General features: G+C 49.2%; 15 protein-coding genes and 1 other RNA gene. 7 read left to right on the top strand and 9 right to left on the bottom strand.

Annotation, left to right across the window (positions count from 1 at the left end; genetic code table 11):
* Positions 1-20: 20 nt before the first annotated feature.
* The 3 genes from AR333_RS20195 to AR333_RS20205 all read right to left on the bottom strand — a co-directional run bounded on the left by AR333_RS20195 (position 21) and on the right by AR333_RS20205 (position 8,655).
* Complete coding sequence (locus tag AR333_RS20195; protein WP_068777179.1) at positions 21-1,814, bottom strand: sensor histidine kinase; 1,794 nt, start codon at positions 1,812-1,814, stop codon at positions 21-23.
* Between the two features lie 274 nt (positions 1,815-2,088).
* A complete protein-coding gene (locus AR333_RS20200; RefSeq protein ID WP_216638990.1) occupies positions 2,089-3,363 on the bottom strand; it encodes a BNR-4 repeat-containing protein in 1,275 nt (424 codons plus the stop codon).
* 651 nt (positions 3,364-4,014) lie between these two features.
* The gene (locus AR333_RS20205; RefSeq protein ID WP_068777180.1) at positions 4,015-8,655 is read right to left on the bottom strand and encodes an S-layer homology domain-containing protein; all 4,641 of its coding nucleotides are present in this window, start codon (positions 8,653-8,655) and stop codon (positions 4,015-4,017) included.
* 350 nt (positions 8,656-9,005) lie between these two features.
* Here AR333_RS20205 and AR333_RS20210 point away from each other — a divergent pair, with 350 nt between their 5' ends.
* The 4 genes from AR333_RS20210 (at position 9,006) to AR333_RS20220 (ending at position 11,319) form a co-directional block, all read left to right on the top strand.
* On the top strand, positions 9,006-9,458 hold the full coding sequence (locus tag AR333_RS20210) for a VOC family protein (protein ID WP_068777181.1): 453 nt from the start codon (positions 9,006-9,008) through the stop codon (positions 9,456-9,458).
* 249 nt (positions 9,459-9,707) lie between these two features.
* Positions 9,708-10,292, top strand: coding sequence for a TetR/AcrR family transcriptional regulator (locus AR333_RS20215; protein WP_068777182.1), 585 nt, complete (start codon positions 9,708-9,710; stop codon positions 10,290-10,292).
* Between the two features lie 239 nt (positions 10,293-10,531).
* Positions 10,532-10,837 carry a nucleotidyltransferase domain-containing protein gene (locus AR333_RS25815; RefSeq protein WP_367584845.1) on the top strand — a complete coding sequence of 102 codons (306 nt, stop codon included), beginning with the start codon at positions 10,532-10,534 and terminating at the stop codon, positions 10,835-10,837.
* Positions 10,741-11,319, top strand: coding sequence for an oxalate:formate antiporter (locus tag AR333_RS20220; protein WP_367584863.1), 579 nt, complete (start codon positions 10,741-10,743; stop codon positions 11,317-11,319). Before AR333_RS25815 ends, AR333_RS20220 begins: the two co-directional genes overlap by 97 nt.
* Before the next feature lie 313 nt (positions 11,320-11,632).
* On the opposite strand, the gene AR333_RS20225 is transcribed toward AR333_RS20220, so the two are convergent.
* Positions 11,633-12,238 (bottom strand): TetR/AcrR family transcriptional regulator, encoded by a 606-nt coding sequence (locus tag AR333_RS20225; protein WP_172798907.1) that lies wholly within the window; start codon positions 12,236-12,238, stop codon positions 11,633-11,635.
* A 326-nt stretch (positions 12,239-12,564) separates the two neighbouring features.
* On the opposite strand from AR333_RS20225, the gene AR333_RS20230 reads away from it, so the two are divergent.
* The 3 genes from AR333_RS20230 to AR333_RS20240 all read left to right on the top strand — a co-directional run bounded on the left by AR333_RS20230 (position 12,565) and on the right by AR333_RS20240 (position 15,747).
* Positions 12,565-13,491, top strand: a complete 927-nt coding sequence (locus tag AR333_RS20230) for an NAD(P)-dependent oxidoreductase (protein ID WP_253735920.1) — start codon at positions 12,565-12,567, stop codon at positions 13,489-13,491.
* A gap of 624 nt (positions 13,492-14,115) precedes the next feature.
* Positions 14,116-15,084 carry a sigma-70 family RNA polymerase sigma factor gene (locus tag AR333_RS20235; RefSeq protein ID WP_301336132.1) on the top strand — a complete coding sequence of 323 codons (969 nt, stop codon included), beginning with the start codon at positions 14,116-14,118 and terminating at the stop codon, positions 15,082-15,084.
* Between the two features lie 75 nt (positions 15,085-15,159).
* Positions 15,160-15,747 carry a dihydrofolate reductase family protein gene (locus tag AR333_RS20240; protein WP_068777184.1) on the top strand — a complete coding sequence of 196 codons (588 nt, stop codon included), beginning with the start codon at positions 15,160-15,162 and terminating at the stop codon, positions 15,745-15,747.
* A gap of 848 nt (positions 15,748-16,595) precedes the next feature.
* Here the strand turns inward: AR333_RS20240 and ssrA are convergent.
* From ssrA to AR333_RS20265, 5 genes are all read right to left on the bottom strand, one after another.
* Positions 16,596-16,961, bottom strand: a transfer-messenger RNA (tmRNA) gene (gene ssrA, locus AR333_RS20245).
* A gap of 170 nt (positions 16,962-17,131) precedes the next feature.
* Positions 17,132-17,611, bottom strand: coding sequence for an SsrA-binding protein SmpB (gene smpB, locus AR333_RS20250; RefSeq protein ID WP_068777185.1), 480 nt, complete (start codon positions 17,609-17,611; stop codon positions 17,132-17,134).
* Positions 17,612-17,947: 336 nt separating this feature from the next.
* Entirely contained in the window at positions 17,948-21,082 is a 3,135-nt protein-coding gene (gene rnr, locus AR333_RS20255; RefSeq protein WP_084783883.1) for a ribonuclease R, read from the bottom strand.
* Positions 21,083-21,629: 547 nt separating this feature from the next.
* Complete coding sequence (gene secG / locus AR333_RS20260) at positions 21,630-21,869, bottom strand: preprotein translocase subunit SecG (RefSeq protein ID WP_068777186.1); 240 nt, start codon at positions 21,867-21,869, stop codon at positions 21,630-21,632.
* Between the two features lie 183 nt (positions 21,870-22,052).
* Entirely contained in the window at positions 22,053-22,793 is a 741-nt protein-coding gene (locus AR333_RS20265) for a M50 family metallopeptidase (RefSeq protein ID WP_068777187.1), read from the bottom strand.
* Positions 22,794-22,834 lie beyond the last annotated feature (41 nt).

Raw genomic sequence — 22,834 nt, forward strand, 5'->3', positions numbered from 1 at the left:
CGTTTCCCCTTCGCTGTTAGCTAGATGATATCGGATTGCCGTTCATGGTCGTAAGGCTCGGACAGCAGCTCCGGCAAATGCATGCGGCACAGCGTGCCTTGTTTTAGCGGAATGATCTCCAGCTCTCCTCGGTCCTTGAACAACAGGCGCAGCCGCTCCCTCACATTTTGCAGACCGATGCTTGGACGCTTGCGTCCTTCGCTGCGATTGCGGCTGGACTTCCCGAGTCCGACGCCATTGTCCTCGACCTCCAGCGTAAGCCGATCCGGCCGCAGCGGGCTGCGTTCCATCCGGATCAGAATCCGCCCGCCTTCCGCCATATTGCCGATGCCGTGCTGAATCGCATTATCGACCAGCGGTTGAAGGCTCAGCTTCGGCACCAGTGCGTAGATCAGCTCCTCGTCATAGCTGAACTCCACCTGAAAGCGGTTTCCATATCTGACCTGCTGAATATAAAGAAATGCACGTGTAAGCTCGATCTCATCGCGGAGGTGAATCAGGTCTACGTCGGAGTTCAAGCTTGTCTCAAGCAGTTTACCCAGGGAGAGGCAAATATCCACGATCTCCTCGTTTCCTTCCCGCAGTCCGATCCACTTCATCGTATTCAGCGTATTCAGCAGAAAATGGGGGTTCATCTGAGCCAGCAGCATTTGAAAATGCACCGCGTCCTTCTGACGTTCCTCGGCCCGCAGCCGCTGGACGAGTCCGTTCATGTCGACCATCATCGTGTTGAACGTCCGGGTTAGCTCCAGTATTTCGCCTTTGTAGTGCTTATCGGGCACCCGGATCATAAGATCCTTGCGGACAGCCTCCTCCATCTTCCGCTGCAGATGTGACAGCGGCCTCGTAAACGCATGTGAAATCATGAACGCTATCGCAATAAACGCGGCAGTAATGACGTAAAAAGTTACAAAATACTGCTGCTTCAGTGTTTCGATCTCCCGGAACAACAGATGAAGCGGAATGCGGTCCACGAGATACCAATCCAGGGAGGACAGATAGCTGTAGTTGACTAGCGAATCGGACTGCTGATCGGTCCAATGACCGTTTTGCGGCAGGTTTGCGATTTTATGCACGGCTTCCGGAGACAGTGAAGAATCAGGAATCGACCTGGCAATCACCTCGCCGGAACGGGACATGATGAAGTAGGCCTGATCACTCTCGGATTTTTGCAACATTGATTCGAACCAGAACGAAAAATCGATGCTGATGCGCACCAGCCCGTAAGCCCGTTTGTTGCTGTCCCGCAGTTCCGCATATAGCGATAACAGCGTAGGGCTTTTGCTAATATCCCGGGACACGTAATTGGCGTCATCGGATACCCAAAGGTAGGAGCCTTTAGTCTCCTCCAGCGCTTTGAACGACGGGTTCGAAGCGATCTCGCTATAATTCAGGGACTTATTTGGCGGGTAAGACGTATATACGTGGCCGCTGTTGTCAAGCAGAGTGAAATAGACGGATGGATTATACAGGAAAAAGCTGTTGTTGATCCCTTTGAATTTGTCCTCCATGATCTCTTTGTTGTCCAGAACCGAGCGTTCCTGAGGCTGCTGCAGGATGCGCCTGATTTCCGAATCCTGCTCCAGGAAAATCAGTGTTTTGAATGCAATGCTAAGCTGGTCCTCCAGCGATCGGTGCAGATGATCCAGCTGTTCGTGGCTCTGCTCGCTGATTTTTTTTTGTACAAGTGATTCGATTTTTTGATAGTTGTATAAATTTAACACGCTGAACGGAAGCAAAATGACGAGCGCAAACACGGCAAACAACCGGTATTTCAGCTTGTGGGGAACGAGGTGACTTAGCCATTTCCGCATCACGTAGGCTCCTTTACTCTTGGTGCTTCCATTATATCTTACACGATGTTTATAAATAAGAATGTTCATGCAATAACGTAAATATGTAGGGTACAGAGACGATCAAAAGCATCAAATCGTTCTATTGACACTTTCCGACACAGTTTTCGCTCTCACTCAAACAAGGAAGCGGCAGCGCCGGTCTCTAGTACGCACCTTTGCCCCGGATTCTAGAGATAGCGATCTTGTTATAAAAAAGAAAGCTGCGGTTCGCAGCTTTCTTTGGATTCAGGACTTAGTTTCTGCCGTAATACAACTTTCGGTTCATGATATCCACAAAGTATAAAATATCGATGCCTTTGTCGTTTCGCTCCACGCTAAGCCGCTCGATCGGCCTCCCTGGCGCAATGGACGTTTGGGTCCATCCGCTGCCCGAAGGGACAGCCATGTAGGCGCGGTCCGTACCGCTGCTTTTGGCGTAATACACCCGAGGCACCGAGCCCGCCCAGGTGATATCGATAGCCGCTTTGGTTTCCGAAGCGCTATAGGCCGTTTGCAGATTCCAACCGGCGCTGCTGTAGGATGCATACTTCACGGAGAAGGTGCTGCTTCCCTCTTCACGATAACGATACGCGACGACGGGGCTGCCCGCCGGGTTGACGGCCAGCTTGGCGCTCTGAACGCCGGGGCCTCCCGGATCGCTTCCTGATTGAACATACGTTTCGGTCGGTGCGAGCGGCTGGATGATATCCGCGGTTCCCGGCTTCAATGGCAGGGAGACGGCGCTGCCGTCTGCTTTGGAGAAGCTGCCGGTAGACGGGCTGTATTTGATATAAGACAATTCATGCCGCAGTGCGCTGGCCGCAAAAGCGGACCATTCGAACAGGATATGCAGATCACCGTTCGCATCGAACACGAGATCATCGGGGTAGAATGATCGGTTCAAGGACGAGCCGATTATGGCCACCTTGGACCATATCGCAGCCTCATTGTCCCAGCGGAACAGCTGCCCAGACCGATAGCCGGCGGCATCTTCGCTGGAGCGGATCAAGAGGTATACGTCCCCGTTCGGCGCCGTGGTCAAGACGGGATACGTGCCTTTGAACGAGGCAGGCGTCGGCATGTCGGCGGAATGGTTCTGCGGCGGTCCCCCGGCCGTATCGGAACGGAAATAATTCCAAGCGGTGTCATGCATCGAAGCAAACACATGGAATCTTCCGCTGCCGTCCCTTGCGATCGACGGCTGGCTATGCCCCACATTGTCGCTGAACTCCGCAACCTTGCTTCCATCCATCACCGGAATGTTGGACCATACCCCGTTGCCGTCCCTACGGGCGATGTTAACCTTGTGCGTTGACTCGATGCTTCCGGGGGCATTATAGGCCATATACGCGTATTCCAACCCGGTTCCATACGTTTCGAGCGGCGTCCACCATCCCGCCTGGTTGCTTGAATCCATGGCGTACGGCACCTCGGTCAATGCCGCAGCGGAACTGCCCGTTCCTGCAGGCAGGAGTGCCGCCAGCATCAGCGCCGCCATCCCTATTTTCAGGCGTATACCTTTTTTCATTTCATTATTTGCCTCCCTGGGTGTATGAATTGAACTACCTTATTAGCCATAATCATGAGCTCTACCCGGCCGAGTATGGTAACCGCTTTCATTTCTTGATAAGCATGACGACGTCATGGATATCATAGCACGATGGCCTGCGGAATCGTCATATACAAAATAATGCGTTCCATAGAACAAAATCACTTCATTTTCACGTTGTGCCCCTTATCCATAAGAAAAACGACACCGGTTTCGGTCACGTCTTCCAGCTTTCACTTTCATAGGTTCGTGCTCTTTCTCTACCCCTGAATTACTCTATTTTTAGAACCGGTCAGGAAAATAATTCAGTAAATGGTCCGGCTTAATCCCAGTTTGTCCGGCGCCTCCGCCTTCACTTCATGCCCGGGTGCTTGTTCTAATATTTGGCTGCCGTCGCGAAAGCAGCGTAACTGCCCTCGCGACGGCAATGATATTGCTGTTGCTGGGCACGTCCACCATTGAGAGCACCGGACGGTCGTCCAAAGCCGATATCTTACCAAATCTATTGTAAATTTACGTTCTGAAATCTATTACCGAATCAGACAGCTTGGGGAAGCCGCAGCAAATAACCAACAATAAAGCGGGAGGACGACCATTCGGCCATTCTCCCGCTTTATTGTTAAGTATCAATTAATTGCGATCCATCAAACCGAGCTGAATAGCCAGTCGTTTCAAGATGACGACTGCTTGCGCGCGGCTCGATTGCTCATGCGGCGCGAATACACCGTCGGAAACTCCATTCATCAAGCCATTGCTGACAGCAAAAGCAGCAGCTTGGATAGCCCATTCGCTGATTGTGCCGCTGTCCGTGAATGCTTGCAATTCGCCTGGTTTTCCTTGCGCGGACTGATCATTCACAAAGTCATTGGCGCGTGCGGCGAGAATAGCCAATTCCTCGCGGCTGATCACTTGATTTGGACGGAACGTGCCGTCCTCGTATCCATCAACCAGTCCTGCTTTGGCTGCTGTAGCTACCGCTGTCTCAAACCAGTCACCTGAACCCACATCGCTGAAAGAGTCGTTACCTTGTCCATCGACGAGACCAAGCGTACGGACCAGCAGTGCCGCAAACTCAGCCCGGGTAATCGAGCGATTAGGCGCAAATTCATGATCCGTTACACCTTTCACGAGCAGCTTGGAGGCGAGCAGGTCGATATCAGCCTGTGCCCAATGATTTTGCGTATCTTCAAAAGTTTTGTCGGCGGTGACAACCGCGTAGAGGCCGTTGCCGGTCCGCTTGATCGTGACGATCGTCTTTCCGTCCGCCTGCTTGAAATTGGCGGGAACGAACGTCGCCTCCCTGGCGGACGAATCAAACATCACCGCAGTTGCATGGCTTGGTGTTTGGCCCGAAAAGCTAATCGCAGCCTCCACATACCGGTCTTCAAAATCATGAATCTCCAGGGATCGGCCGCCGGCTTGTACGAAAATACGGAAATTGTAAGGGTCACCCAACATTTTTCCATTTTCCGCTTTCACAGCGTCCTTGAATGCTGCTGCGTCCGCTCCGGTTATCTTCTCAACCGCTACCACGACTTGGAGGTCGTCCGTTTTGGCATCGAGCCCCTTCGCCAGCGAAGCGACGTCGAGCATGTCGGCAGGTAACCGGTAACTGACATCGCCTGCTTTCACAATCAATACTGCACCTGTTACCGAGTCAGCTACCGTAGTGAGCTCTTCTGCGGGAAGCGTGACGAGAGCGACCGGTTTCGTGGCAGGCACGTCGACGATCAATTCTTTGACGCCATGCTTCTTCATAACTTCAATCGCTTGAGTGACCATCTTATTGTCCAGCGTCACTTTCATAGCCGGTTTGCCGTCTGCATCTTTCGTCTCAACGGCGGTCGCAGGCAAGATTACAGCGCCGTCAACCAGCTTCGGCTCCGATGGTGCTCCCCCTCCGGTCCCGCTGCCTGGGGAAGAAGAACCTGAACCGCCCGGCGTGTAAGTCAGTTGGATCGACTTCTCGTTTGTTTTCATTCCGTCGACGTACACGGCGAAAGTGACAGTGTTCTTGCCTTGCTGCAGATTAACGGTGCCGGTAAAATCGCCATTCGCAGCTACCTTAGCAGCGGTATCGTTCAATTTTACAGAGACCTCGGTTCCCGGCCCCAGAAGTTTGACATTCCCTTTGATTTGCGGACTGGCTGTCGTTACTGTCTTCCCGTCATAGTCCAGGAAACCGGAAAGAGCTGCGGACCGAATGTCGTCCCCGACATTGTACGAATTGGCCAAGAGCTGACGCTTCGTACGTACTCCGTTCTCGTCGAGACCGGAGATAACCATGCCACCCTCTGGAATAGCACTGTTATTGTTTTCAGGAGAGCCCCAGTTCCAGTTGATCGCTTGCGATTTGTTGACGACCTTGGTTACTTTGCCGGTCGCATCGGCTACAACTTCGACACCAAAGCGGTTTCCGCCGGTCGATGAGCCGAATTCTTCGTTGTAGACGTTCAAGTCGCCGGAATTCCGGCTGACGTTATAATAGCTGCCTTCAATAAAAGAAGAAGGATCGCCCGGCTTGCTTATGCCGACCTGATAGTTCTTTACGTACTCTTGGTTGTCGATGGACGCTTTAATGATCGGCCAGTTGGCCAGAGAAGCGTCGAACAGCATCAAACCGTTCGAACTGCCCAACGCGGTTTGGAAAATTTCCCGCTGCAGGGCAGGAGATTGCAAGTCTACCAGTGCCATCCCGGCATACAGCGGAACTTCGCCGTTCGTTACGATGGAATCCAGCGTCAAGTACCGCTGTATTTCCGGCGTCGTGCCGTAGTAGGTTCCAACCATTAAGAAATCCATCGTATCGATATAACCGGTTTGATAATACTCATCCGTATAGAGTGAAGCGTTCGGCAGCTTCAGCCTGCTGTCGTAGCGGAAGTCTTTGCTTCCCCAATGGACGCCGTTCAAATAGTAAGACTCGAACCAGGCGCCTACGTAAGCGGACATTTCGATCTTTTTACCTTTGGATGCCGAGTAGCGGTCAACCAAGGCGCGTGATTCCTCCATAAAGCTGGCTATCGTGCCGGAACGGAACTCCCACCAGTCCTGGATAAGCGGACCGTCTACCCGTTTGCCGTTCACATAACGGAAGATATCGTCCGGCCAATTCGTAAGCGTCTTGTTCCGCTGTTGCAGGAACGCTTCGAACTTGGCCTTCGTCACATCGCTGAACTCGGCGGTTTCGTTATCATAACGGCCCCGGTCGTGAATAATACCGTCGACGTTATAGTTTTTCATCACTTCCTCGAATGTTTTCAACTGGTAGTCGCGCACTTCGTCGTTCGCAGGATTCACGAACAGCACTGCCGCGCCGCCCGAAGCTCCGGACAATCCCTTTTGTCCGTAAGCACTTTCTCTGAGACGTTTGATTTCTCCGTTATCCTCCGGACGGAATACCCGCTCTTCCCAGTCCAGATGCTGATCAATCACGGCAAAGTCATTTACCGCAATGGAGCCTTCGGCAAATACGTTAAATGCTGCATGTATCTTCAACCCGAGTGCATGTCCATGCTCCAGGAACAATTCAAGCAGGTCGAGATCGGGAGCGCCTCTCCGATCGCTATCAATCATCTCGCTGACATAAGGACGCTGAGTCAGATCGTTTTTCTTGTAAGAGGCGTAGCCTTCGACCCCTTTGACGTCAAACGCGATATCAGTCACGCCCGCTTCCTTCGCTTGGGTGAGGAAGTGTAAGACGCTTTCACTCGTCTTGAACTTTTTCGCGTTGGACGCCTGGTCCACCCACAAGATAATTTGCTTGTCCTTCGTGAGGGAAGGCCTGCTAAATACGACGATCGATCTGCGGTCCAGCTCCTTCCCGTTCTTGGACAGAACCGCGTCGATATAATTCGGTCCAGCCACAAGTGCCGCTGTATGGCGGAAGGTACCGTCTGCCTGCAGCACAACCTCTTGCCCGCCGATCGTCAGTAAAGCCTCTGCCGGATTCGTGATTTTACCGGTAATCGTCGTTTGTGTATCATCTGTTGTAAGCATCGTGAGACCGTCCAGTTGCAGTCTTGGGACTGCGCCTGTACCGCTCATCAGGTCAGCTACGGGGACGACATTGCCGTTTTTACGCAGCTTAGCCAAATCGCCTACTTTAAATTTGGTCGCCACATATTTTTTGATATCGTAAGTGCTATAGCTGTTATCTTGAGCCATAAGAACAAAGCCGCCTTGCGGAATTTCGAGTTCGCCCCCGACCCACGAAGGCGTACTATTGCCGTTGGCCGCATTGATCATCTTGGTCACTGTTCCGCTCGCATCGACCTGAATAGCCACGTTGCTGGCGGGAATTAGTATTTTCGAACCGTATTCGGTCGTAAACAGGGCAATGATATTCGGAATCCCTGTTACATCCTTGTCGATGTAGTTAATCGTCTTCTTAGGTCCTTCAACGTTAATCGTTATGTCTATAGGAGGAGCCTCGATCTCAATCAAATCGCCGCTCGTTTGCTGATAGACGATCTCAAGCGGAGTTTCCTGTAGAACATCCGCATTTTTGAGCAGCTTGACAGCAATCTTATTAACTCCTTCCTCCAGCGTCACGGTCTGGCTAAACGTTCCATCCGCACCGATTGGAGCCGCTACATCTCCTACTTTCACCGACAGCCCGCTACCCGTCGTGTAGTTAAGCACTTTTCCCTTCACGTCATGCGCAGCTGAAGTTACGGGTGAAACCGGCTGGGCTTCTACTTGCAGGCTGGGCTGTCCCATGAAATCCGCAGCCGTGACCGGTATGCCGCCGCGCTCGAGGATAATCGTATCGCCCGCTTGAAACGCATTGTACAGCGCCTTACGGAAGTCTTTGCCTAACCAGTCGTTGTCGTTAGCCAAAATAACGAACCCGCCCGAAGGGATTTCTATGTTTTGACTTACATCCCACCCATTCGGCTTGTTATTGCTTGAATTAATTCCCCCCTTGGGGCCCACCACTTTGAGCACAACACCTTGCGCATCCACTTGGAGCGCAACATTCGTGCTTTTCACAAACACTTCGTTGCTGTTAGCTGCCACATTGGTGACAGGTGTCCCGCTTGTAAAAAGAGCCAAATAGTTACTTTTCTGCGGGACATCCACATTGGTGTTGATGTAATTTACTTTCAATTGGAGACTACCGTCCTGCGATACCGCGTATACGTCATCGCTTACGCTTGAGCCCCCGCTGCCGCCAGCCGCCTGCGCCGTCGTTTCCCATTTCGGAAACAACAGTGCGATCAAACATACGACGAGGAACAAGCTCAATCTTCCCAAATTACTTCGCATTAACATCCACCTTTCCAAATCCAGTTTATTGGAACAAATACATTATAGATGGAAGCGTTTTCAAATTATAGGGAAGATGGTGACAACTTTTGGTACTCAGGTGACATTTTGGAGAAAATTACCACTACACAGATTGAATTAGCGGGTTTCGCCCTGACTTCTGCAATTTTATAATGAAGAGACCTATGGGATGAGAGTTATGCCTTGTCCTAGAGAACTATAATATTCTCAATCCTTGGACACATTTCTTTGTACGGTGCGCGAGCGCTAATTAAGAGTTTGTATATTTACATACAAACAGTATGTATGTTATGATAAGGCCAAATTAAGACTAAAGGGGATGTTTACCAATGATCACTACAAGCTTCTATCCTGTTATATTGACGGATGATGTTGCCTTGAGTTCAACCTTTTACTCCACCTATTTTCAATTCGAAAAGGTTTATGAAGCCGACTGGTATGTGAGCCTTAAACTGACTAATAGTAAAGTCTCTTATGAATTAGCTCTGTTGGACGCATCACACCCTACCATACCCCCTGTTTACCAAAAGAGAGTCCAAGGTTTGATTCTAAATTTTGAAGTAGATGATGTGGATTCAGAGTATAAAAGGCTTATCATAGATGAGAAACTGCCCTTGCAGCTCGATATTCGTAATGAAGAATTTGGACAGCGGCATTTTATAACCAGCGACCCTAATGGTGTATTAATTGATATCATACAAATTATCCCTCCATCAGAAACTGAGAGTGCTAAATATGCAGAACAGATATGGTTGACTAATAACGATGGTGAAATGGTATGAGTACTACGGTGCCATCCGTTCTTATCTTGAAGTTCACTTAGAAGATACTATAGATCAGCTAAATCAATAGTCGCGGTGCGAACCCTCAGGTCCGCCGTTTAGTTAGTGAAGGAACCCGCCCGCGTCTTCCTTGGGCAAAACGAATTCACGTAATCAAGGGAGGTCTTGCGACAATTGCACTTTTAGAGAAGCTTTGAAAGCAGTCTGATTAATGGGCTTGAAGAGATCGAGACAGGAGACACATCGTTTATGAGAAAAAACAAAGAAGAAACCAATGAAACCATTAAGAGATTGATAGAAGTTGCCAGAGATTTTTTTACCGAACACGGGTATGCGGACTCAGCTTTGGAGGATATCGCCAAGGAGTCCGGGCTAACGCGAGGGGCACTCTATCACCATTTTAAGAACAAAAAAGGTCTCTTTCATGTTGTACTGGAGTCGGTTCAAAAAGACGTTGCAGAAAGAATTGAGACGGAAGCAGCGAAAAGTGAGGATGTATGGGAGCAGCTGCTCCTTGGGTGCATTGCCTTCGTAACTGCCGCAGTTGAACCTCAGAACAAGCGCATTATGCTCGTGGACGGACCCGCTGTATTGGGATGGGAAACTTGGCGGAGTATGGACGAGCACAACTCCATGCGTTTACTTCGGGGGCAGCTGCAAACAATGGAGGAGCAGGGATGCCTCAAAGATGGGTCGATTGAAGCCATGACTCATTGTCTGTCTGGGGCCTTGAATGAATCAGCGCTCTGGATTGCACAAATGCCGGATTATGAGCAAGCATTGGCGGAAACCAAGATCATCATCTCCCATATGTTGAATGGTTTTAGGAGTTAAGTTGAATGAAAATGTAAGAGAAAGCAAAAACCACATTCTCATGCGGATGTGGTTTTACATGGTGAAGGCGAGGGGATTTGAACCCCTATCCGAAGATCACGCCACACAGGCTTCTGCGGGTGTAGTCACGGATTTGATGTCACCCGAGTCTCGCCCCGTTTATAATTGACAAAGTTCATTTAAGATGATAAATCGGCATAATACCCATTTTTTGGTTCATGTTATAAGGGGCGCTTTACATGCTTTTACCTGTACACAAACGATTCGTGTGTCAAGCAAAGGAACAACTTAGTCAAGATCGACGAGTTCGAGGTCTCCTTGCTGGTGGTTCGATGATGACGAACACCATGGATGAGTATAGTGATTTAGACCTTATCATCGTATATAACTCAGCCTACCAGGAGCAAATCATGAATCAACGTCTTCTCATTGCAGAAGGATTGGGCAATTGCTTTCTGGATTCACAGGTGAACACGTTGGTGAACCTCGTGTGGTTATTTGCTTATACGGACCAGAGCCACTGCACGTCGATCTTAAATTTGTAACATTGGAAGAGCTTGAAATACGCATTGAAAACCCGCTTATTTTATGGGAAAAAGATCAGGAAATCAGTAAAATCTTTAAAGAAACCTCTCCCTCATTTCCATACCCTAATTCACAATGGATAGAGGATCGCTTCTGGGTCTGGATCCATTATGGCGCCACGAAGCTAGGAAGAGGAGAATGGTTTGAATTGATCGATCATATTACATTTATTCGCAGTGTTGCATTAGGTCCTTTGGTTTTGATGCGTAATGGTCAACAACCTAGAGGCGTTAGAAAGCTGGAACAGTATGGCATCAGTGAAATAGAAGATCTAAAAAAGACGATCCCTTTACACAGCTTCGAGAGTTGCTACCATGCGTTAAAAAGCACTATCCACCTCTATCAACACTTGCGCCAACATTCTGATATACTTTTAAAAGAAGAAGCGGAACATGTTTCTATTGCTTACCTTGAAAAGGTCTATGCTTCGTTGATTAATTAGAATGCAAAAAGAGCACCTTATGATATTATCCCCTCCAAGTAAACTGTAGTGCTCTATTTAAGCACTTGTCTACTAAAAGGGGATAATATCATAATACGGTGCTCTTTCTCATAGTATTCGTGGAGGCGAGGGAGTATTGAAATGTCCATTTAACCTGCTTACGATGACAACTCGACGTTGCCCAGCTTAGCGGTACATTTCAACCCGTGCTCCCTTCGCATACGCTTCGGTCCGCGCGGACGGAGTTTACAGGAGATCGAGCTTAACCTGACAACATTGACCGCGGGGCTCTTCGCCCTTGTTTCATGATCGTTTATTCCTTGATTAGAGGTTTCAGTAAAAGAGAGTAAAACTTTTCAAGGATATCGTCTTGTAAGTATCCTTTCTCTTGCCGTTGATATAAATAGAAATCAGGACTTAGAGCAGATAAAAAAACATCTGTTGTATAAGATAAATCAATAAGTTTTATTAATTTTTGTTTCTCCATTTCTGTTAGCAGACTATAGATGGTTTCATACATGAAAACATAAGGTTCTGAACAAAAATAAGTAGCCGATCTTCCTTTTAAACTATCATATGTTTGAATAACTTTTAACCAACTTGATAGTTCCTCAACCATATTTACATATTCACGCAAAACTTTCTGTAACTGAACTATAGGGGAACAATTGTCCGTATCGGCTAAATAAGCAGTTACCTGTTTCTGAAAATACAAAAAACGTTTTTGAACCAAATCTGAACATAAATCCCCTTTATCTTTATATCTCCGATATAAAGTCCCTTTTCCAATACCGGCTGTTTGAGCAATTTCTTGCATACTCACATTGTCTATACCATGCTTCTCAAAGAGAACCTCTGCAGTTTGTAAAATAAGTCTTCTATTTTCTACAGCATCCTGTCTTTCTTTTCTAACAGCCACTTGTTTCCCCTTCTCTACAAAAAAATTGAATTCTTTATTGACAAAAAATAATGACTTTGTTAGACTCCCAATAAACGGACCCGAGTCCACTTAATAGCAGTAACTTACCTTCTGAGTTCGTTCAATTTCTAGTATTGTACTCACTTCATTCTAATTAAGTCAAACCCATAAAAAGGAGGCAATTCAATAATTGAATTAACTGAGTTGATCAGCACACGGCAGAAGATATTAAATAAACAGATATTTATTACCACCTTATTTTGTATATTAAAAACTTCATGTTGTCCTACTTTAGAATAACCTTTAAGGACATGGAAAGGAGATAGATGATGAACAATACGATAAAAAACCACAGTAAAAAAGAAATCCATATGCCCGTGACGGTCATCGGTTTAGGTTACATGGGCCAAGCGCTAGCTGGGGCGTTCTTGAAGGGGGGGCACCCAACAACTATCTGGAATCGCTCGGCCAATAAGGCTGATGACCTTGTCAAAAATGGAGCTGTTCGCGCGGAAAAGCTTGCAGATGCAGTGTCGGCGACATCAGTGGTGGTCGTCTCTGTGTCGACTTACGAGGTCATGTATGAGCTTCTTGATCCCATAGGTGACAATCTCTCTGGTCGTGTCATTATCAATCTCACTTCAGGAACACCCGAAGATGCTCGCAAGGCGGCCAAATGGGCAGCAAAAAACGGTGCCAAATATCTCGAAGGGGCAATTATGGCAGTGCCACAAATGATTGGATCGCCCGAAGCCCTCATTATATTCGGCGGACCACAAGATCTCTTCAAGGCCCACGAGCCCATTCTAAAAATCCTAGGAGGCAACATTACATATCTCAGTGAAGATCCTGGTGTGCCAATGTTATATGACGTAGCAATGCTCAGCATGCTCTATGGCGCTACGCACAGTTGGCTCCACGCCAACGCCTTGATGAGAACGGCCAACATCTCTGCATCGGAATTCCAACCGTACGCATCCGCATGGTTCAACAACGTGATCACGCCTATTCTTACCGACCTCGACCAAGCACGTGCACTCGATGAAGCAGACTACGCAACTGAGGGTTACAATCTCAAAATCAATCAGTCATCCATTGGAAACATCCTCAAAGCTAGCCGGGAATTGGACATAGTTTTCGATTGGTTGACACCCATAAAAGCTATCTACGATCAATTGGTCGAAGAGGGTTACGGAGACGACAATCCTCTTCGCATCTTTGAACGAATGAAACACCAGAGAAATGAACGATAGTAACAAATTCCGTGGCTAATATGAAAAGAGCAAGTTCCTAAACGTCTAAGACTTGATCTTTATGGGGTCACCGTAAGGGTACCGCCAACAAAACGCAGAAAACGTACGCTAAGCAATTGACAAGCTATAACTGTTAAAGACATATTTTCCACTTCACCACTATTTATAATACTCAACCTCAAACTTGGCTTGCATTGAAACGCCGTATCCACAAATTCCAGCTATTCGGACAACAAAAAGCGAAAGATATACTGGAGATATTTTCAAAGGGTAATCTAGACACTCATATAAAAAGAACCCCTAAATAAAACAATGTCATTAAGTAAAGACCAGAGACACCACCGGGAAAATGGAATCCGAAACGGCATGGGAAAAAGCCCTGTGCCGTTTGTTTTTTTGTGCAAGCAAGGAAAAAGCGTACAGTAAACAAAGCGGATGGAATATCCTCTTAAAAAATGTTCATGGGAACCGAGTTATGCTACTCTTAAAACGAAGCTACCGTAATATTCAGAGATGCGTGAGAAAGTCCCTCCCCCCCCCCTTATTTAGGTAGTGCTTTTTCATTTTTTTAAATGGAGACTATCGGTTCTGTGGCGTGTGTGAAAAGGGAGTTTCGCCCGTCAAATGGAGGCCAAGATGAACGAAACAACATTAGAGCTTCAGTTATTTGAGAACTTAAAGCCTGAGTTAACATCGTTCTGTTACAGAATGCTAGGATCCATCGATGACGCAGACGATGCTGTTCAGGAAACCTTTATTCGTGTTTGGCAAAGTTGGCATTCATTCAGGCAGGATTCCTCATTTAAAACATGGGTTTATCGTATTGCATCAAACTTATGCCTGGACAAGCTTAGACAAGCCAAACGCCGCACACGTCCCGTTGACCTATCCGACCCAGCGGTACCTATCGTCGAACTCCTAGAGAAGTTTCCCGACTCAGCTTGGATTTGGCCTGCCCCTGATTTCTCGGGGAGTCCGGAAGATATTTTCATTCGCAAAGATACCCTTGAACTCTGTTTTATTACACTCTTACAGATCTTACCCCCCCGTCAACGTGCGGTTCTTATTTTGAAGGATGTATTCGAGTGGTCCTCCAAACAGATCTCAGAAACTTTAGGAATATCGCCGGCAGCGGTTAACAGCGCCCTGCAAAGAGCCAGAGAAACGATGGACCGAGAGAAACTTCATTCTAACGAGTTTAGCATGATGGATGTCGAACCTGATCGTGAGCTGCTATCACGGTATGTGGAAGCCTTCGAACAATTTGATATCAATGCGCTGGTAGCGTTGTTTCATGAGGAAGGCCGTCTGTCAATGCCGCCTTTCGCAATGTGGGTACGCGGCAAAGACGATTTGTTCAAGTTTTTTGTGCTTACACGCTGGCATTGTAAGGGATCCCGGTTTTTGCCTATTACTGCGAATGGGGGTTATCCTGCTTTCGCACAGTATGTGCCAAGCGGTGAAGACTCCTACTTGGTACCCTGGGGTATTCACATGATTGAAATAAAGGACAAGCAAATATACCACGTCCAAAATTTCATTAATACAAAATTATTTTCCCGATTTGGGCTTCCTGCACAAATACACCGATGAATATCGTAATCTAATTTCGTCTAAATAAATGAGAAACAAAATTACGAATATCAAAGATAGAAAGGACGATAGTTCATGCGTAAAATCATTCTATTCATTCATAGTACTATTAATGGAGTTGTCACTGGCGACCCAAACGAGGACAAAACCAACTGGGCGGTTTGGAGAAATAGCGCTGGCATTGAGGAAGGTTCTCAGTATCTATTAAATATTTTCGAGACAGCTGATACCATTTTGCTTGGCCGCGGAACCTACGAAGACCTCTCTAGAAAGTGGCCGAATACTCGAGGTTCAAGCCTGGGTGATAAGATAAACAACGCCCACAAACTCGTTGTAACAAGCGCGCGCCCACACGAAAGTCTAAAATGGGGAGAATTTAAAGCTCCAAAACAATTGACTGGCAGTAATATAGAAGAGCAAATTAAGGACCTAAAAAATGGTGACGGTGGCGACATTGTTATTTTCGGTAGTCCAACGCTCGTGCGATCACTTGCAAACGCAAATCTTATTGACGAATATCAGATAGTCATGCACCCGGTTGTGGTCAACGTAGGTGAGCATCTGTTTGACAATCTTAATGAGCAGAAGGAATTCCATCTCGTGGACGTCAAAACACTTAAGGTTGGTTCCCTCTTGGTAACCTACAGACCCGTTAAAGCTTAGCTCAACCCGGCAGATCATTACTGTCAACACAAACAGTTACCCATTTGATAATGTGCAATGGACCGTCAGCCTATACTATAATTGTTTCAACACAGTAGTACTATACGTCCCAAAAATGAAAAGACAGTTAGCTTGAACGCCTAACTGTCTTTTCATTAGTTGAACCAATTCGTTACTGCAAATCCACCAAGTAAGTATATCGTGTTCGTTTTTAGTAAGGTTGGTGGAGGCGAGGGGAGTATTGAAATGTCCATTTAATCTGCTTACGAGGACAACTCAACGTTGACTACCTTAGCGGTACATTTCAATCCCGTGCTCCCTTCGCATACGCTTCGGTCCGCGCGGACTGAACCCCCGGGGTTCTCCTCCTGCCTCCCCACAAAACAGCAAAAAGGCCCCAGCCTCTCGGCTGGGACCTTCTGCTGTAATCGGTATGGAGGCGAGGGGAGTATTGAAATGTCCATTTAACCTGCTTACGAGGACAACTCAACGTTGACTACCTTAGCGGTACATTTCAATCCCGTGCTCCCTTCGCATACGCTTCGGTCCGCGCGGACTGAACCCCCGGGGTTCTCCTCCTGCCTCCCCACAAAACAGCAAAAAGGCCCCAGCCTCTCGGCTGGGACCTTCTGCTGTAATCGGTATGGAGGCGAGGGGAGTATTGAAATGTCCATTTAACCTGCTTACAAGGACAACTCAACGTTGACCACCTTAGCGGTACATTTCAATCCCGTGCTCCCTTCGCATACGCTTCGGTCCGCGCGGACTGAACCCCCGGGGTTCTCCTCCTGCCTCCCTAGAGCAGCAAAAAGGCCCCAGCCTCTCGGCTGGGACCTTCTGCTGTAATCGTATGGAGGCGAGGGGAGTCGAACCCCTGTCCGAAGATAACGACACATAAGCTTCTACGGGTGTAGTCACGGATTTGATGTCACCCTAGCAAGCGCCCCGTAACAGGCTATCGCTAAGGTCAGCCTGATTGTCTTCTTCAGCTCACCCCAGGCGGAGATGAGACAGCGTAGTCCACTACTTGTTAGCCCCTATTCTAGTCACATGGACGATGCTAGATAGAAGCACGCACACAGTTTCTTAGGCTGCGAAAGCGTAGTTTTGTTGTTGTTTGCCGTTTAATAGGCTTTAGCGTTGATGAAGCGGACGCGTCCCCACTACCCGCTACCCATGCTCGAACTACCCCCGTCGAATCCATAAACGCCCCCGTAATAGAAAAGGAACTGCGGATGCAACGGCTCATCGAGCCGGATGCTGTTTGTTGCTGCTTGCCTTACTCCACTTATTATACCACATCTCACGCAAAAAGCAGGTGAAGATCGTTGGAAGTCCAGAAGACGTTTCCCACTACTGGTATAGTACTTACTTCAATTACTTATTACCTGGCGACTTTCTGCTTCTCACGCAGCACTCGTTGAATGTCCCGCTGCGCATCGCGTTTGGCCGCGGTATCGCGCTTGTCGTACTGTTTCTTACCTTTACCGAGTCCAATGAGCAGTTTGGCGTATCCGTTGCGGACGTAAATCTTCAGCGGAACCAGTGTGTAGCCTTCCTGCTTGGAAGCACCGATCAGCTTGTTGATCTCCGCTTTCTTCAGAAGCAGCTTTCTCGCTCTTGTCGGATCACTCGGGTTGTTGCGGTTCCCTTGTTCAAAAGGACTGATGTGCATATTGTGCACGAACGCTTCGGAATTGCGGATCGTTGCGAACGAATCCGAAATATTTGCTTTGCCCATCCGCAGGGATTTAATCTCCGTGCCAGTCAGCACCAGGCCGCACTCGTACGTATCTTCGATAAAATAGTCGTGAGACGCCTTCTTGTTCTGTGCAAGCACCTTACTGTCTGCCTTCTTAGCCACGGTTATCCCTCCAGTCGTTCATGCTATTCTTACCCCATCTGTGCCTTTTTGAAAAAGCGGAGTGTTCTTTATTTTATCAACATCTCCGTTAAAAATCAAGAAACGCCCGGACCATACGGCAATTCAGCATAGAGCTGCTGCCGCATGGGCGGGCGGTTATCTTAATTCCAGGCTTACATCTGTGACTGTGATAGGTCAGCAAATAGCAGCGACTATCACAAGGCTTGCAAATTCCGAACGGAACGATGAGCGTCTAATCAAAGTCCATCCGCCCCTCGTTCCAAGGAAACGGCCGTTTCTTCTATCGGCCGGCACCCGCAGCCCTGTCCCGCCAGCCTACCTGCGGCCGCGTGGACGTCTGTTCTCCGACGGATCGCGCCCGTCCGGCGTGTGCCGGTCTCCGCGTACCGTCTTCGTCAGAGCGTTCACCGACTTCGCCCAGTCGCCGGAGTAAGGCGCCAGTGGACGCGGAGCGCCGTCGCTGCGGCCTCTGCCCGCGCCTCTGCCAGGCGCAGCATCTCCAGCTGCGCCGCGGCCCCGCTTGCGCTGTCCCGGCTCGCCAGCGTCATCACGCGCGGTCTCACCGCTAGCGCCTGCATCTCCGCGCAGTGAAATGCCGCGCCCGCCCGCTTCGCCAGGTGTACCGCTCTTGCGGCGTCTGCCGCCTTCGCTGCGTGCGGCAACGCTCGTACCGGCATCGCCATTCACGCCGCTTCTGCGGCCCGCTCTCTCGCTTACGCCAGCTTCGCCCGCAGCGCCATCAATGCGTCCTGCACGGCCGCTCTCCGGACTCACAAACTCGCCAGCATTGCCCGCTTCGGCTGAAGCACCGCCCTTACGGCGTCTGCTGCGTTTACGACCTCCGCCATCGCCAGCCTCAGCATTGCCTGCTCTTCTCTCGCCCTGCTCAACACGGCCTTGATCAGCGCCGCCTTCGAGCCCGTGTACTTCGCGGTTGTCTGATCCGGCTTCTCCGGCCGCTTGTGCACCGCCTTTACGGCGTCTGCGCTTACGTCCGGTGCCTGTGCCTTCCTGCGTCAGACTCTCGCTCCCGGGCTCTGATGCTCTTACCGCAGGCGTAATTGCCATCGGTGCGCCTTCACCTGCCGTGCTTTTCTTCTTCCGCTTGCGGCGTTTACGGCCGCCGCCTTCTTCGGCTGCTGCACCGGCAGCTGGAGTATCACTCGGCTTTACAAGCACATCGCGCACGCGTCCGCGGTCTTGTCCGCCTTTACCGCCTCTTCCGCCGGATACACGATTCTTAGGGCCGCCGCGTCCGCGGTCTCCGCTTTTCTTGCGGTCCAGCATACTGAACTTATTGGAGCGCGGTTTCATATCGACCATTTCAAAGTCGATGGTCCGCTCGTCCATATTTACGCGGCTGACGCGGACTTTAACCTCATCACCGATCCGGTAGATCTTAGACGTCCGCTCACCGATAAGCGCATGCTGCATTTCATGATAATGGTAATAATCGTCGGTCAGATCACTCAAACGGATCAAGCCTTCAACCGTGTTCTCCAGCTCCACGAAAATGCCGAAGCTCGTCACGCTCGAAATAATCCCTTCGAAATCCTCGCCGACTTTATCGAGCATAAACTCCGCCTTTTTCAAAGCATCCGTCTCACGCTCTGCATCAACGGCGATACGCTCACGCTGCGAGGATTGCTCGGCAATATCGTCCATCCGTCCTCTCAGGTACTCCTGGCGCTTATCGGACAGGCCTCCGCCGTTCTCAAGCACCTCGCGGATCACCCGGTGAATAATCAGATCGGGATACCGGCGGATCGGAGAAGTAAAGTGGGAGTAGAACTCCGCTGCCAAGCCGAAGTGACCCAGACTGTTTGCATCATAACGCGCCTGCTTCATCGAACGGAGCAGCACCGTGCTGATGACCGTTTCCTCTTTGGCCCCTTTGATCTCCTCCAGCAGGGATTGAAGCGCTCTTGGATGTACGGTATTCCCGCGCCCGCGCACCACATAACCGAAGTTCGTAATGAACTCCATAAAATGCGCCAGCTTCTCTGCATCAGGATCTTCGTGGACCCGGTACAGGAACGGCACCTTCATCCAGTGGAAATGCTCCGCAACGGTTTCGTTCGCCGCCAGCATGAACTCTTCAATGATCATCTCGGCAATTGAGCGTTCCCTCTTGATAATATCAACCGGCGTGCCTTCTTTATCCACGATAATTTTGGATTCCTGGAAATCAAAATCAATCGCGCCGCGCTGAATTCGTCTGTTACGCAGCTTCATCGCCAGTTCTTCCATGAGACGGAAATCGTCAACCAGGTAACCGTAACGTTCGATCAGCTCCGGATCAGGTGTTTCCTCCGTAAGCAGCTTTCGTACATTATTATAGGTCATACGCTCCGCAGTCCGGATTACACTCGTAAAAACATCGTGCCGCACGACATTCATAGCCGCATCGAATTCCATCTCACACGACATGGTCAGGCGGTCTACCTGCGGATTAAGGGAACATATCCCGTTGGACAACCGGTGCGGGAGCATCGGAATTACCCGGTCCACCAAATAGACGGAACAGCCGCGGTTATAAGCTTCCTGGTTCAGTGCAGATTCTTCCGTCACATAATAACTGACATCTGCGATATGAACACCAAGGAGATAATTGCCGTTGGGCAGGCGTTCTACGTTAACGGCATCATCGAGGTCCTTGGCGTCTTCCCCGTCAATGGTTACGATCCGCTTGCCGCGCAGATCTCGGCGATTCTGGCTGACGATCTCCTCTTCAGTGATGGAGTCCGGCACGCTTTCGGCTTCCTCCATCACTTCTTCGCTGAACGCTTCGGGAAGCTGGAACTTGCGGATAATCGACAGGATATCTACACCCGGATCATCCTTGTGCCCCAGAATCTCAATCACTTCGCCCTGCGCCGCTGCGCGGCCTTCCGGGTACTGAATGATATTAACGACGACCTTCTGACCGTCAGCCGCTCCCATAAAGGCATTTTTCGGAATAAAGATATCCCGCTGCACTCTTTTATCGTCGGGGACGACGAATCCGTAGCTCTCGTGATTCTGGAACGTGCCCACGATGCGCGTATTCGCGCGAATAACGACACGTACAACCTCGCCTTCCAGCTTACCGCCGGCCGCGCCCTTACTCGTGACGCGCACAAGAATGATGTCGCTGTTCATAGCGGTATTCATATCATTCGCATGAATGTACACATCCGGATGATCCCTGTCGTCGGGAATCAGGAAGCCGAAGCCCTTGGGATGAGCCTGCAGGCGTCCACGGATCAAATTCATCCTCTCCGGTACCCCATACCGCTCATTGCGCGTACGAAGTACATGACCGGATTGCTCCAGATCATTCAGCAGTTTCACGAAATCCTTAAATTCCGAAGCGCTGCCGATGCCAAAATGTTTCTCAAGCTCCTGATATGTCATGGGCTTGTACGCATTTTCACGCATAAAATTCAAAATATCCTGCTCTGTTACCATAGTTGTCACCTTCTTATTAGGTTGAGCTCCTCCGTATTCATACCCGATAACGTATCCTTTGAACAGGTTTAGCCGCTGCTGGAAGCGCTGTAGTCGCTTGCGCATCAAGATAATCAGCAATTCCAGAATCCTGTTGCTTCCGCGAAGTTCCGATTCCTGCTGCCGGTTACGGGGCATACAGTGGCTGAAAGCGAGAAGGTGTGTTAACTGCGGCTTGTCTTAGCCCAAAGCTAAGCTGGCCCGCAGGGGTAGGGGGCGGCGCATTTACTTGATTGATTCTACTCTTGCAGCTTTCCGTCTTCGTACAAGGCCTTTTACAGGCACTTGCGCTGCTGCCCATTCAGTCAAGCCTACGCTGATCCATAACAGCCGGACGTAAGTTACTAATCAGTATAGCCGGAAAGATCTAAATCATAACCTGTTCATAAACCTCGAACATCCTACTCCTACAGCTTACCACAAATAGGCAGCCAGAAAGAGGCATGAAAAAAACAGCAGGAGTAGCATTCCCCTGCTGTCTGCAATTTATTTGCATGTTGTTCAATTGTTACCCGGCTTTAACTACATATGCAACGAGTACAGTCAAGATGATAAAGATAGCGGCCAGGACGGTAGTGATACGTACTAGAACCAAATCCATGCCTCTTGCCTTCTGCTTGCCGAACAAATGCTCAGCACCACCGCTGATGGCTCCGGAAAGTCCAGCACTTTTACCTTTTTGTAGAAGAACGGTTACGATTAAAGCGATTGAAATTATGATCAACACTACTTTAAGGAAAATGACCAATTCGACACCTCATTAGCAAGTACTTATTTTAGAATATGCATAGAAATTCTATCATATTCAGAGGGATTCTGCAAGATAATGGATGGATTTAGAAGAGTCACTTCGTATCTTTACATAAAATTCAGCCCGGCTTTAGGTCTCGCGGGTTACATGGCAGCTATTAGATAGTCAGCAACCGGCAGTTTACTCCCGGTGCTGTGGCACATAAACAGAAGAAGATGAGGTTGCTTTCCTTCCGCCTCCACTTCGGCTTCGTGAGCCCTTCGAACCTCCCAGAAAATACTGGATGGCTGTTTTGGCACACCAAAGCGAAAAAACTAGAAACAGGACTCCCCAGCCTATCGCAGGTATACCTGTAAACGAAGCCAGATTCGTAGCATCTCCGGCTTGGCTGGGTTTCCCGGCAGCCAGCATTGTCAGCGTCAAAGGCCCATATACAGACTCCTCCAGACACAGGAAGGCAATGATCAGATAGTAAGCGTTACGTATAAATCCGCTCGTAAAGGCAAGGACGAGAATATTAAGCAGGATGAAGCCGATCAGCCAGCCCACACCGAAGGTGTTGCGGACAAACAGGATGAGCGATAGAATCGCAACTCCCGTCATTAACTGAAGACCCAATCTTTGCTTGCCGCGTGCATAAGCCCAGAAAAGAAAAACCGCAAACAAGGACGCCGCGATATACCCCGCCATTGAAATGGGAAGGAGTTTCCACGAGGAACTGACCGATGAGTAGGTGACCCCACTGTGGTCGGCATTGAGCACAATCGCCATGACTTTACCCGATAAGGCCATCGTCATAGCAGCATGCCCGAACTCGTGAATCATGGTGTCCAGGTTGCGGAAATATTCGGAGAAAGGGATGAATTGAGTCAACAAGGCGGAAGCGATTAAGAGCAAAATCGTTTTTACCCAAGCACTCATAGACTGATCCCCTCTCCGGCAATACAAGGTTAACAATTAAC

This window comes from Paenibacillus sp. FJAT-26967, assembly GCF_001541095.1.
GTDB lineage: Bacteria > Bacillota > Bacilli > Paenibacillales > NBRC-103111 > Paenibacillus_F.

Coding starts and splice junctions, on each gene's coding strand:
- AR333_RS20200 (WP_216638990.1), bottom strand. CDS start 3,363: ATGAAAAAAGGTATACGCCTGAAAATAGGGATGGCGGCGCTGATGCTG.
- AR333_RS20215 (WP_068777182.1), top strand. CDS start 9,708: ATGAGAAAAAACAAAGAAGAAACCAATGAAACCATTAAGAGATTGATA.
- AR333_RS20265 (WP_068777187.1), bottom strand. CDS start 22,793: ATGAGTGCTTGGGTAAAAACGATTTTGCTCTTAATCGCTTCCGCCTTG.
- AR333_RS20195 (WP_068777179.1), bottom strand. CDS start 1,814: ATGCGGAAATGGCTAAGTCACCTCGTTCCCCACAAGCTGAAATACCGG.
- AR333_RS20205 (WP_068777180.1), bottom strand. CDS start 8,655: ATGCGAAGTAATTTGGGAAGATTGAGCTTGTTCCTCGTCGTATGTTTG.
- rnr (WP_084783883.1), bottom strand. CDS start 21,082: ATGGTAACAGAGCAGGATATTTTGAATTTTATGCGTGAAAATGCGTAC.
- AR333_RS20210 (WP_068777181.1), top strand. CDS start 9,006: ATGATCACTACAAGCTTCTATCCTGTTATATTGACGGATGATGTTGCC.
- AR333_RS20235 (WP_301336132.1), top strand. CDS start 14,116: ATGGAGGCCAAGATGAACGAAACAACATTAGAGCTTCAGTTATTTGAG.
- AR333_RS20240 (WP_068777184.1), top strand. CDS start 15,160: ATGCGTAAAATCATTCTATTCATTCATAGTACTATTAATGGAGTTGTC.
- AR333_RS20230 (WP_253735920.1), top strand. CDS start 12,565: ATGATGAACAATACGATAAAAAACCACAGTAAAAAAGAAATCCATATG.
- AR333_RS25815 (WP_367584845.1), top strand. CDS start 10,532: ATGCTTTTACCTGTACACAAACGATTCGTGTGTCAAGCAAAGGAACAA.